Consider the following 11,143-nt stretch of genomic DNA (forward strand, 5'->3'; position numbering starts at 1 on the left):
GTTTTTTCCTCCTATTCATCAGCATTTAGTTCGTATAATGTTGCTGACTGGTTCATTCCGCCAGGCCCGCCGCCCATTTTGCCGGTTTGACCTGAAGCCTTGCTGTTGCTTGAAGTATCAGCTGAATCAGTATCTTCTGTTTTTTGATCAGAACTTGATTGCCATTTTTCTGATGCTACTTCTTTTCCATTTTTCTCAACCCATTCGACAATGTCATTGTTTCCGCCTTTCCCCATTCCTGAAGCCAAGAAGTATTTCACTTTTCCTTCTTTTACGAGCTTTTTAAATTGAGTCAGCGTGATCGCCGGGTCAGAACCGCTGTATCCGCCAATAGCCATGACAGCTTTTTTCGTTTTAATGATATATGGCGCCGCTGTGTTCGAATTGGTTGTGGCGAATAGGTATTCAGCTCCGGTGTTATTCTCCTCTAGATATTTGATCAGTTTTTCATTTACAGTCGCATCAGACATTCCCATGCCTTTTCCGCTCATTGATGCGAGCTGAGGGCCTGTTTCAGGCAGTGAACTGTTGCCACCGTACAATAGCGGTGTGCTTGCCCAATACATCGGCATCACCAGCAATGCGAGAAGAGCTGCAAGCGAAGTATAATAACTGATCGGTTTTTGGCGCTGTTTGAACAGCAGCAAAGCAATCGCTGACAACACGCCGATAACCCCTACGCCAATACTCCATCCAACACCGATTTGATCGTTGTAGTTTCTGAGAATAAACAATTCAAATCCAGTTGTCGCAATGATTGCTCCCGGCAGAAGCCATGATTTCCAGCCTGTCTGATTGCGGTACAGATGAACAAGGGCAACCCACCCCGCACCGACAAGAGCCGCAATCGGCGGTGCCAGCATAATGAGATAATAATGATGGAAAAATTCTGCGACACTGAAGAATCCGGCAATCGGTACAAGCCACGCAACCCAGAATACCGTTTCCTTCTGCTCTATAGATAATCTTCTTCTTTCTCTCGCGCCAGCGATCAGTAAGCCTGCGATTCCAAAAATCGCAAATGGCAGAAGCCAGCTGATTTGATCAGATAACTCTGTTTGGAAAAGCCGCAGTGGACCAGGTGTTCCCGTTCCAAACATTCCTGAACCTGATTGCATTTTTGAGCCGGTTCCTGTTCCGCCTTTCCCTCCGTCTCCGCCAGGTCCTCCTTGGCCGCCATCTCCGCCGCTTGGAGGGCCTCCTTGACCGCCGCTTGGCATTTCTCCGCCGCTTGGCATTTGGCCATTGGATGGAGGTGCCGTCATATTGCCACTTGAGGATTTGTCATCGCTTGATGTCTGATTAGGCGGTGCTTGAGTGTTATCAGAAGAAGACATTTCTTTTGAAGCGTCTTTGTTTGGCGCACCCTGGCCGCTGCCGGAATTTTGGCCTGTCAGCCGCTGGATTCCGTTATAACCAAAAGCCAATTCCAGCACAGAGTTGGTTTGGCTGCTTCCGATATAAGGCCGCTTGCTTGCAGGGATATTGTCAACAATGAGCGGCCACGATAACGAAACGGCTGCTAATACGGCTAACGCACTTACCAGCGAAATGATTTTTTTCTTCATCGTAGCGTTTGCCGCAATCAAATAGAATAATAAGAAAGCCGGTAAAATCATGTAAGCCTGCAGCATTTTTGTATTGAAACCTACTCCAACAACGAAAAACGCCGCTAACAACCAGATCAGCTTTCCTTTTCTGATTGCTTTAAAGAGAAGCCATGTAGCAAGCAATAAGAAAAATACCAGTAATGCATCAACATTGTTTGTACGGGCCACAGCCACCGCGATCGGTGTACATGCCATGATGAAAGAGGCAATTCTTGCTGCCGTCTTACCGAATGTCGGTTTTATTAACAGATACATTAAAAGGACAGAACCTACACCAGCAAGTGCCTGAGGCAGGATGACGCTCCACCCGTGCATACCGAATATAAGTGCGCTGATGGTTTGTATCTGGAACGTAATAGGCGGTTTATCAACCGTTATAAACCCCGCCGCGTCGAATGAGGCATAGAAAAAATTATGAAAGCTTTGCATCATACTTGTGACTGCAGCGGTGTAATAAGGATTCACCGTATCATCATTCCAGATGTTATAGATATTTAAGAATGCAGATGCGAGCAAAATGAGGATGAGGACGATATCCAGCTCGCGTTTTTTCTTTTCCACGTGTTTTTCACTCCTTTTTGTCTAACTTGGAAATAGTGTAACAAGCAAATATGAATAAACTATTAATAAACAAAGACAATATTTTTGCCGAGGCCATTTCATGCCAATCATCCTAGATACAGCTGGTCTCAAGCCATTTCTCCCAACCGTAATCTGATATTTCCTTCCAATGGGTGATGCTGTTTTACCAAAATAAAAAAGCCCTCCGGCGACGCCGGAAGGCAAATGAATCACAATTTATTGGATCGGTTTCAATTTCGCTTCAATTTCAGCTCTTCGATGCTCAAGATATGGCGGAAGAGCGATCGTTTGGCCAAGCTCATCAAGATTTTCATCTACCATAAAGCCCGGTCCGTCTGTTGATAATTCGAACAAAATGCCGTTCGGTTCTCTGAAATACAGCGCCTTGAAATAGTAGCGCTCAACAATGCCAGAATTGCTAAAGCCTTCCCGGCTGATGATCTGATGCCACCCGGCAAGTTCTTCTTCATCTCTTACCCGAAATGCAACGTGGTGAACACTTCCTTTGCCTTGGCGCTCGCGCGGAAGATCGTTTCTTTCTATTAAATGGATTTCCGTTGCCGCACCGCCTTCACCTGATTCCAAAATAACAGCGGTTCCTTGTCCTCCAACTGGTTCACGGCTGATTTCTGTAAATCCAAGAATATTCGTCAGCACGTGTAAGGTTGGTTCGGCATATGGCACAGTCAGTTCAACCGGCCCTAATCCGCGAAACGAAAATTCTTCCGGAATGCCGCTCTGTTTAACAGGCAGGCCATATCCTTTTCCTTTCTCATCAGCAGTCAGCACAAGCCGCTGCCCTTCATGATCTTGGAATGCCAATATGTCACGTCCGGCTCTTTTTGAGATGCCGCTGTGCGCCACTTCGTGCTCTTCAAAACGTTCTTTCCAGTAATGCAGAGCTTCTGTACTTGGGACGCGCAACCCAATAGAAGAAATACTGTTTGTTCCCGCATGAAATGGTGCAATGCGAGGAATCTCGAAAAACGTCAGCTCAGTTCCCGGATTTGCCACTTCATCTCCGTAGAACAGATGATACATTGTTGGTTCATCCTGGTTGACGGATTTTTTGACGAGCTTTAATCCTAATACTTTCTTATAGAAATCCAAGTTTTTTTGTGCGTCGGCCGTTAATGCCGATACATGGTGAATGCCGTTGACTTTCATATGCTGTCCCTCCAGGTCATTTTATCTCGATTTCGAGATATCATATCATAGTTATCTATTTATTGTTCTAATAACAAGGTATTTTATTCGCAAGGGAAAGTCAACATATCAGCTTCACCGACGGTTCGTTCATTTTCTGAATTCTACCTCTCCTCTGATCCGTTTAAAATTCCTCTGCAGAAAACACGAACTTTATAAAAGAAATAATGCGATTCATTCGTTTATAGATTGTTGAAAGAGACGTTTCCACCGTTTTTTTAACTGAACGAAAAGCAAATATCGAAAATCAGAAAATTTATTTTATTTCACTTTTCTAAAATAGGGTTTACAATATGAAAAAATAGATTCTTCATCATGAAGCTTCAACACCATAGGAGGTTACGGACATGCATACTGAAGACAACGGTTTGAAAAAAGAGATAGGCCTCTTGTTTGCCCTTACTCTTGTCATCGGAACCATTATCGGCTCTGGTGTTTTTATGAAGCCCGGCGCTGTGCTTGCTTATTCAGGTGATTCAAAAACCGCGCTTTTCGCCTGGCTGTTAGGCGGTATTTTAACACTGGCGGGCGGTTTGACAATCGCGGAAATCGGAACGCAGATTCCAAAAACCGGCGGGCTTTATACGTACCTTGAAGAAGTGTATGGCGAATTTTGGGGATTTTTGTGCGGCTGGGTGCAGATTATCATTTACGGTCCGGCGATTATAGCCGCGCTGGGTTTATATTTTGGCTCTTTAATGGCGAATCTTTTCGGCTGGGGATCTGGATTGTCAAAAGCAATCGGAATTATAGCAGTTCTCTTTTTATGCGTCATTAATATAATCGGTACAAAATACGGCGGCTTTGTCCAAACGCTGACAACGATCGGTAAACTGATTCCGATTGCATGCATCATCATCTTCGGCCTTTGGAAAGGTGATCAGCACATCTTCACAGCAGTAAACGAAAGTATTTCCGATATGAACTTCGGAGCGGCCATTTTGGCTACACTATTTGCGTACGACGGATGGATTCTTCTGGCCGCTCTCGGCGGAGAAATGAAAAATCCCGAAAAGCTGCTGCCACGCGCAATGACGGGCGGATTATTAATCGTAACAGCCATCTATATTTTCATTAACTTTGCATTGCTTCACATCCTGTCTGCGAACGAAATTGTCACACTTGGCGAAAATGCGACAAGCACTGCTGCCACCATGCTGTTCGGTTCAATTGGCGGAAAGCTGATCAGTGTCGGAATTATCGTCAGCATCTTTGGATGTTTAAATGGAAAAGTACTTTCTTTTCCGCGTGTTTCATTTGCAATGGCAGAACGCAAACAGCTTCCATTTGCTGATAAGCTTTCACATGTACACCCGACATTCCGCACACCATGGATCGCGATTTCCTTCCAGATTGCTTTGGCTTTGATTATGATGCTGATCAGCAACCCGGATAAGCTCTCTGAAATCTCTATTTTTATGATCTACATTTTTTATGTGATGGCCTTTTTTGCGGTGTTTATTCTCCGCAAGCGAACAAAGGGAGAAAAGCGCGCCTACAGTGTTCCGCTTTATCCATTCATGCCGATTTTGGCCATCGCAGGCTCCTTCTTTGTATTAGGCAGCACACTCATTACAGATACAATGAGCTGCGGATTATCCATCCTCATCGGCCTTGCCGGACTGCCTGTTTATTACTGGATGAAAAAACGAAAAGCAAGCTGATAAAACGGTTCCCTTGTTTAGGGAACCGTTTTTTGGTGAAACAGAAGATAAAAGTTGACAGGAAAAACACAACTTTTGATATACTTTTTACGTTAAGCAGAAAGATTTTGCAAACTTGGGTCGGTTTTTTGAATCGAAGTAGGTCAAAATAAGGGGACATGATTTGCAGAAAAAGTCAAGCCGTGTTTTTTTCGACTTTACCTGTTTTTTTTCGACAAAAGGCTATATAATAATTTGATGTGTGCATTGTCTCATTCAAACTATGGAGGGTTTTTAATGATAAGAAGAAAAAAAGATAAGTTCTCACTCCTTTTAACAGAAATTGCAAAGAACATAGACGAAACTGCCGAATATTTTGTGAATTTTAAGGTCACAAACCAAACGACGCTTAAAGAATTCGCAGATACGTTAAAGGAATATGAAACAAAAGGTGACAATCATGTTCATGTCATGATTAAAGAGCTTAACAAAGCGTTCATCACTCCTATTGAACGCGAAGATATCCTTCAGCTGACAAACAGCCTGGATGATGTGCTTGACGGAATCGAACATTTCTCTGCCATGATGGAGATTTTCTCAATTACCTCATCTGACGAGCATATTGATAAATTCAGCGGATACATCAGAGAATGTGCGAAAGAAATTTTAATTACAATTGAACTGCTGGCAGAAAACCGGTTAAAGGATATTCAGCCTCACGCTATCAAAATTAAAGAGTATGAGCACAGCTGTGACAACCTGCACAGAAAATCATTAAAGAATCTTTTCGGAAATGAAACAGATCCGATTAAAGTTATTCAATATCGTGAAATTTATGAAACGCTTGAAGAAATTGCCGACTCTTGCCAAAGTGTTGCCAATAATCTTGAAACCATCATTATGAAAAACGCGTAACGAGGGGTAAAAATGGATATTCTATTCATATTAACAATACTAATAGTCATTTGTGCTCTGGCGTTTGATTTCATCAATGGGTTTCATGATACGGCGAACGCTATTGCGACTTCGGTATCAACAAAAGCGCTGAAACCGCGCCATGCCATTATCATGGCGGCTGTGATGAATTTTATCGGAGCAATGACATTTACAGGTGTTGCCAAAACCATTACGAAAGACATTGTAGATCCTTATACACTGGAAAATGGCTCTGTCGTAATTCTGGCCGCGCTAGTCGCTGCGATTGCCTGGAACCTTATCACATGGTACTACGGCATCCCAAGCAGCTCGTCCCATGCCATCATTGGAGCTATTGCCGGAGCAGCCGTTGCGGCAGCCGGATTTACTGCGTTAAATTATAAAGGCTTCATTAAAATCATTGAAGCATTGATCTTTTCACCGATTATCGCTTTTGTCCTTGGTTTTATTTTATACAGTATCGTCAAGCTGATTTTCAAAGACAGCAATTTGGCGAAAACAAACAAGCAATTCCGCAGAGTGCAGATTGTAACAGCTGCCCTGCAATCGTATACGCACGGAACAAACGATGCGCAAAAAGCAATGGGAATTATCACAATGGCTCTCATCACAGCGAATTTACATACTTCTTCTAACGATATTCCTACCTGGGTGCAATTCGCCTGCGCGACAGCCATGGGTCTTGGAACATCAATCGGCGGCTGGAAAATCATCAAAACCGTTGGCGGAAAGATCATGAAAATTCGCCCGGTAAACGGGGTTTCCGCTGACTTAACCGGGGCAGCGATTATTTTCGGCGCTACATTTATTCATTTGCCGGTCAGTACAACCCACGTCATTTCTTCATCAATTCTTGGCGTCGGTGCGTCACACCGGGTAAAAGGCGTAAACTGGGGTACGGCCAAGCGAATGCTCATTACATGGGTCATTACGCTTCCGATTTCAGCGACACTTGGTGCCATCGCCTACTTTATTTTAAATATGATTTTTTAATGTCACACCGCTTCTGTCAAAGGAGCGGTTTTTTTGATGGAAGAGGAAAACCATCCGGATCTCTCGAATACAATAAGCAGAACCTATTTCAGATGTGAGGGAGTCGAGTATGGTTTTATTCTTTCAGATCATGGTCTGGTGCATTGTGGCTGGACTGGGGTTATACGTGTATGCCACGTGGCGTTTCGAAGCGAAGGTCAAAGAAAAAATGTCCGCCATCCGGAAAACATGGTATTTGCTGTTTGTTCTGGGCGCTATGGTATACTGGACATATGAGCCCACTTCCCTATTTACCCACTGGGATCGGTATCTCATTGTCGCAGTCAGCTTTGCTTTGATTGATGCTTTCATCTTCTTAAGTGCATACGTCAAAAAACTGGCTGGCAGCGAGCTTGAAACAGACACAAGAGAAATTCTTGAAGAAAACAACGAAATGCTCCACATGTATCTCAATCGGCTGAAAACATACCAATACCTATTGAAAAACGAACCGATCCATGTTTATTATGGAAGTATAGATGCTTATGCTGAAGGCATTGATAAGCTGCTGAAAACCTATGCTGATAAAATGAACTTAACGGCTTCTCTTTGCCAATATTCGACGCAGGCTGATAAAGACCGGTTAACCGAGCATATGGATGATCCGGCAGATGTACAAACACGGCTCGATCGAAAGGATGTTTATTACGACCAATACGGAAAAATGGTTCTCATCCCTTTTACCATCGAGACAAAGAACTATGTCATCAAGCTGACGTCTGACAGCATTGTCACGGAATTTGATTATTTGCTATTTACGTCATTAACAAGCATATATGATTTGGTGCTGCCAATTGAGGAGGAAGGTGAAGGATAATGGAACGTGCGTTTCAAAACGGATGCGAGCCCAGAGCGGCCAAACCGTTTAAAATCCTGAAAAAACGTTCAACCACCAGTGTCGCAAGCTATCAAGTCAGTCCGCACACAGCAAGAATCTTCAAAGAAAACGAACGGCTGATTGACGAGTATAAACGAAAAAAAGCATGATCACACTAAAAGGACAAGAGAAAACAGCTCTTGTCCTTATTCCTTTTCTTAATGGGTTACATATAATAAATACAAACAGAGGATAATGTCAGGTGATACAGTGAAAAAATTGGTGAGGCGTGTGAAGTTTGTTGATTACGGTAAGTTTGGGCTTTCCGGGTACTCGCTTCGGGTGAGGGAGCGCAGTGCAGGAATTTTAAAAAAGTTGAAGAAGAAAAAATAAATCCCGGAACCAGCTCCGGGATTTTTATGGTCTGTGATCAGCTTAATTGCGCTGCGATCTTGGCTTTCGTCGCAGGCCCGTAAATACCGTCAGCAGTCAGACCGTTAACAGACTGAAAACGTGCGACTGCGTCAGCTGTTTTCGGGCCGTAAATGCCGTCAATTCCGTTGTTGACAGCTCCTTTATCAGGGTAAAAATACAGAGCCGCAAGTGCTCGTTGCACTTGAAAGACGTGTTCTCCTGAGGTATAAGGTGTTGTCAATTGAATGATACCATCAGGGAGCGGATAGAGCTCTGGTTCTTCTGCGAACGATGGCGCACTTACAATTAATACTTGACCAACCCGAATAAGATTCGGGTCTTCGATATTGTTCCACTCTTGCAGCTGAGCAACCGTAACACCGAATGCTTTCGCTATCGATGTGAGTGTGTCACCTTGTTTCACGACGTAAGTTTGGCTGCCGCCTCCCCCAATTCCTGCTTTGAACGAATCCCACGTATCTAACAATTTTCGCGGACATTCCTTCCCTGACCAATACTTGTGAGGGACGACATTGGCAAGACTGATATTATGTTCAGCCATTAATGTTTTGATGAGCCACTGGGCATTTGCTGTTGCTTTTGCAAAATCTCCATCAGCATTTTCGCAAATTTCAATACCGATAGAAGCCCGGTTGCCGCTGCCATTTCCGTCTCCCGCATGCCAGCCGTTTTCATTCAAAGGCAGATGCTGATAAATTTCTGTATCATCAACTGTAAAATGCCAGCTTGTCGTCGTATCAGGATTTTTCAAATAGCGGGCATGGGCCGCAGCATCCGCCCCTACTGCAGTATTCGCTGTATTGTGCACCGTAATGTAAAGCGGCGTCATTGCGTAGCCTGGACGGTTATTTGCGCCAACCGGAATAAAGTCTTGGATAATGTTAACCATTTTCATCTCTCCTTATTTTGTCAGATTATTGTCTCTTAACAAGTCACGCTGCTTTTTCCCTTTTTCTGTTACATAGTTGTTTTTAAACCAAGCGGCAAGTGTCGTTCCAATTGTAAAGGCAATGGAACCGGCTGAATAAAGAGCGTCAGCAAGCTGATTGACCTGCTCCTCCTGAATGTCCAATGGTGATTTGCCGAGCATCAGCATGGTCTGGTTGATTAAAGCAATTAAAAGAAGCACCGTCCTGATGACCGTGCCTTTGTCAAACGTGTTCATAAAAATCCCCCTTTAATGCTGCAGCAGGCTGTACATAATGGCGATGGCTCCGCCAATGATGCCTGTAGACACTGCTGTAATGATGGCACCTGTGATGGTGCGTTTGATCCACGTTGTGTTTTCTTCAATTTTGTTTAATTTTTCGTTCAGCGTCATGATTTGCTGGTCTTGACGGTCAGACACGCGTTCTAATGCGGAAACCCTCTGCTCAAGCGCTTTGTGCTCGCCTTTCATGTCTGCTAAATCCTGCTGAAACACATTCACATCTGCCTCTTGCTGCATTACTTACTCCTCCTTCACATGCAGATCACCTCCCTTCCGAGGGCCAAAACTGTTATGAAACAGCGGTCCCTTTTACCGAAAGAGTACCGCCGGTGATACTGACGATCTCCATGATGATCTCCTTAAACCCTTTAATATCAAAGGCCCACGCCTCAGCTTTTCCTAATGTACTCAATGCAGAGCTTGCATCATCAATTTTCACGCCTCTGATCGGTAGTTTCTGTCCTGACACCGATTTTCCCCAAAATTTGACTTCGCTCATTTCCGCTGTGCCGTATACTTCAACGAGTAAATGCTCGGCACCGTCAACAGGTAAAACAGCACCCTCACCGGCGGACTCTGCATTTTCATGAAAGACAAAGTCAAATGTTTTGCGAGACTCCACTTTCAACCGTCCATCGTGTATTTGATTCTCCTGAAAGTCAATCTGCAAAGGCGCTTTTCCACTGACACGCACATCCATTTCACCCGCACCGACTGATTGGTATAAGATAAACTCTGATTGTTGAAGATTCCCGTTCACATAGCGAAAGCGGTAAAAGCGTTTAGAAAGGTATACCCAGTCCGTCGCTGTCAGGACACCTGCTACGACATTAACGGATGCTGTCGTCGTCCAAACATTGTTGTTGTCACTTTCTTCTATAAAGAGCGTACCTTCACGATCTGCATACGCCCAGCCCTTCACTTTCGAAATCAGAACTGCGCCAAGCCTGTCCTGCCCGAGCTGACTGTATGCCTCAGTTGCCTTTAAGGAAGCATTTGTTAAAATCTCCGCTACACCCGACAAATTCGAAACAGGTGTCACAAAATCATTTTTTCCTCCTCGATAGGGCTTTACAGCTCCGGCTTTTCCAGTCTTATCGAGAGGAAATTCATATTGATACTTCACCATTTTCATCCTCCTTTGATTTAAAAAAAGGCAAAATAAAAAAGCCTTTACATGGCTTTACCGGTAATTTCTTCATACTGATCAGCTGTGATCAGCTTTTTGTTCACACCTTCTGCCAGATCCTCAATTGAACAGTCTTTATATGCTAAGGCCTGTTTCACCATATCCGTTGTCGCCCACTCATAATAGAGGGCAAGCACCCAATAATTCATTCAGCATGATCTCCTTTCAAAGAAAGTACGGAAAGCTTTATATCTGCCAGCTCGCTTCCCAACGTTTTGTTCAACTCTTCAAGCTGCTTGCGGGCCAGCTTCTCCTGCGACAACTCCTGAGCGAGAAGCTCCACCTGATCAGGCGGCTCGTACGGCGGGTTTTTTTGCAGCTCCTCCCACCAGGATTCGAGTTCTTTTTGCGTTGGGATGGGGGCGCGCAGGTTCCATTTTTCAATATAAGAACCATTACCGTCATTCCTCAGCTCAAAATCCTTTCTCGGCACAGCGTCAGGGTATTTGTACATGATTGCGTCGTATAAGATCATTACTCTTA

Annotated in this window: 14 protein-coding genes and 1 pseudogene; 6 read left to right on the forward strand and 9 right to left on the reverse strand. The window is 44.1% G+C overall.

The annotated features are described in order from the left end of the window. Positions 1-11: 11 nt before the first annotated feature. From ACQXR1_RS18165 to ACQXR1_RS18175, 3 genes and pseudogenes are all read right to left on the reverse strand, one after another. A complete protein-coding gene (locus ACQXR1_RS18165; protein ID WP_430772615.1) occupies positions 12-2,171 on the reverse strand; it encodes a glycosyltransferase family 39 protein in 2,160 nt (719 codons plus the stop codon). Positions 2,172-2,178: 7 nt separating this feature from the next. Continuing rightward, a pseudogene (locus ACQXR1_RS18170) lies at positions 2,179-2,324 on the reverse strand (hypothetical protein). A gap of 84 nt (positions 2,325-2,408) precedes the next feature. Beyond that, on the reverse strand, positions 2,409-3,359 hold the full coding sequence (locus ACQXR1_RS18175) for a ring-cleaving dioxygenase (protein ID WP_134975631.1): 951 nt from the start codon (positions 3,357-3,359) through the stop codon (positions 2,409-2,411). Between the two features lie 386 nt (positions 3,360-3,745). Here ACQXR1_RS18175 and steT point away from each other — a divergent pair, with 386 nt between their 5' ends. The 6 genes from steT to spoIISC all read left to right on the forward strand — a co-directional run bounded on the left by steT (position 3,746) and on the right by spoIISC (position 8,219). After that, on the forward strand, positions 3,746-5,062 hold the full coding sequence (gene steT, locus ACQXR1_RS18180) for a serine/threonine exchanger (protein WP_014663668.1): 1,317 nt from the start codon (positions 3,746-3,748) through the stop codon (positions 5,060-5,062). A gap of 276 nt (positions 5,063-5,338) precedes the next feature. After that, positions 5,339-5,956 carry a DUF47 domain-containing protein gene (locus ACQXR1_RS18185; RefSeq protein ID WP_003218470.1) on the forward strand — a complete coding sequence of 206 codons (618 nt, stop codon included), beginning with the start codon at positions 5,339-5,341 and terminating at the stop codon, positions 5,954-5,956. A gap of 12 nt (positions 5,957-5,968) precedes the next feature. Then, complete coding sequence (locus tag ACQXR1_RS18190) at positions 5,969-6,970, forward strand: inorganic phosphate transporter (RefSeq protein WP_014663667.1); 1,002 nt, start codon at positions 5,969-5,971, stop codon at positions 6,968-6,970. A gap of 109 nt (positions 6,971-7,079) precedes the next feature. Further along, positions 7,080-7,826 (forward strand): toxin-antitoxin-antitoxin system toxin SpoIISA, encoded by a 747-nt coding sequence (spoIISA, locus tag ACQXR1_RS18195; RefSeq protein ID WP_095431469.1) that lies wholly within the window; start codon positions 7,080-7,082, stop codon positions 7,824-7,826. Continuing rightward, positions 7,826-7,996 carry a three component toxin-antitoxin-antitoxin system antitoxin SpoIISB gene (gene spoIISB / locus ACQXR1_RS18200; RefSeq protein ID WP_003239095.1) on the forward strand — a complete coding sequence of 57 codons (171 nt, stop codon included), beginning with the start codon at positions 7,826-7,828 and terminating at the stop codon, positions 7,994-7,996. Before spoIISA ends, spoIISB begins: the two co-directional genes overlap by 1 nt. Positions 7,997-8,081: 85 nt before the next feature. Beyond that, positions 8,082-8,219 carry a three component toxin-antitoxin-antitoxin system antitoxin SpoIISC gene (gene spoIISC, locus ACQXR1_RS18205; RefSeq protein ID WP_136654612.1) on the forward strand — a complete coding sequence of 46 codons (138 nt, stop codon included), beginning with the start codon at positions 8,082-8,084 and terminating at the stop codon, positions 8,217-8,219. Between the two features lie 37 nt (positions 8,220-8,256). Here the strand turns inward: spoIISC and ACQXR1_RS18210 are convergent, their stop codons facing one another. From ACQXR1_RS18210 to ACQXR1_RS18235, 6 genes are read right to left on the reverse strand one after another with little or no spacing between them, the layout of a single operon-like run. Next, positions 8,257-9,150, reverse strand: a complete 894-nt coding sequence (locus ACQXR1_RS18210) for an N-acetylmuramoyl-L-alanine amidase (RefSeq protein ID WP_014663665.1) — start codon at positions 9,148-9,150, stop codon at positions 8,257-8,259. Positions 9,151-9,162: 12 nt separating this feature from the next. After that, positions 9,163-9,426 (reverse strand): phage holin, encoded by a 264-nt coding sequence (locus ACQXR1_RS18215; RefSeq protein WP_003232653.1) that lies wholly within the window; start codon positions 9,424-9,426, stop codon positions 9,163-9,165. Positions 9,427-9,438: 12 nt separating this feature from the next. After that, positions 9,439-9,708 carry a hemolysin XhlA family protein gene (locus ACQXR1_RS18220; protein ID WP_003232655.1) on the reverse strand — a complete coding sequence of 90 codons (270 nt, stop codon included), beginning with the start codon at positions 9,706-9,708 and terminating at the stop codon, positions 9,439-9,441. A 52-nt stretch (positions 9,709-9,760) separates the two neighbouring features. After that, complete coding sequence (xepA, locus tag ACQXR1_RS18225) at positions 9,761-10,600, reverse strand: phage-like element PBSX protein XepA (protein ID WP_430772616.1); 840 nt, start codon at positions 10,598-10,600, stop codon at positions 9,761-9,763. Positions 10,601-10,644: 44 nt separating this feature from the next. Continuing rightward, positions 10,645-10,809 (reverse strand): XkdX family protein, encoded by a 165-nt coding sequence (locus tag ACQXR1_RS18230; protein WP_103748868.1) that lies wholly within the window; start codon positions 10,807-10,809, stop codon positions 10,645-10,647. Then, on the reverse strand, positions 10,806-11,135 hold the full coding sequence (locus tag ACQXR1_RS18235; RefSeq protein ID WP_071580569.1) for an XkdW family protein: 330 nt from the start codon (positions 11,133-11,135) through the stop codon (positions 10,806-10,808). Before ACQXR1_RS18235 ends, ACQXR1_RS18230 begins: the two co-directional genes overlap by 4 nt. Positions 11,136-11,143: the final 8 nt, after the last annotated feature.

The organism is Bacillus sp. ATD, from assembly GCF_050585765.1.
In the GTDB taxonomy this organism is placed as follows: Bacteria; Bacillota; Bacilli; order Bacillales; family Bacillaceae; genus Bacillus; species Bacillus stercoris.

Coding starts and splice junctions, on each gene's coding strand:
- ACQXR1_RS18190 (WP_014663667.1), top strand. CDS start 5,969: ATGGATATTCTATTCATATTAACAATACTAATAGTCATTTGTGCTCTG.
- ACQXR1_RS18175 (WP_134975631.1), bottom strand. CDS start 3,359: ATGAAAGTCAACGGCATTCACCATGTATCGGCATTAACGGCCGACGCA.
- spoIISA (WP_095431469.1), top strand. CDS start 7,080: ATGGTTTTATTCTTTCAGATCATGGTCTGGTGCATTGTGGCTGGACTG.
- ACQXR1_RS18210 (WP_014663665.1), bottom strand. CDS start 9,150: ATGGTTAACATTATCCAAGACTTTATTCCGGTTGGCGCAAATAACCGT.
- spoIISC (WP_136654612.1), top strand. CDS start 8,082: ATGTCAGGTGATACAGTGAAAAAATTGGTGAGGCGTGTGAAGTTTGTT.
- ACQXR1_RS18220 (WP_003232655.1), bottom strand. CDS start 9,708: ATGCAGCAAGAGGCAGATGTGAATGTGTTTCAGCAGGATTTAGCAGAC.
- ACQXR1_RS18235 (WP_071580569.1), bottom strand. CDS start 11,135: ATGATCTTATACGACGCAATCATGTACAAATACCCTGACGCTGTGCCG.
- ACQXR1_RS18185 (WP_003218470.1), top strand. CDS start 5,339: ATGATAAGAAGAAAAAAAGATAAGTTCTCACTCCTTTTAACAGAAATT.
- ACQXR1_RS18215 (WP_003232653.1), bottom strand. CDS start 9,426: ATGAACACGTTTGACAAAGGCACGGTCATCAGGACGGTGCTTCTTTTA.
- steT (WP_014663668.1), top strand. CDS start 3,746: ATGCATACTGAAGACAACGGTTTGAAAAAAGAGATAGGCCTCTTGTTT.
- xepA (WP_430772616.1), bottom strand. CDS start 10,600: ATGGTGAAGTATCAATATGAATTTCCTCTCGATAAGACTGGAAAAGCC.
- spoIISB (WP_003239095.1), top strand. CDS start 7,826: ATGGAACGTGCGTTTCAAAACGGATGCGAGCCCAGAGCGGCCAAACCG.
- ACQXR1_RS18230 (WP_103748868.1), bottom strand. CDS start 10,809: ATGAATTATTGGGTGCTTGCCCTCTATTATGAGTGGGCGACAACGGAT.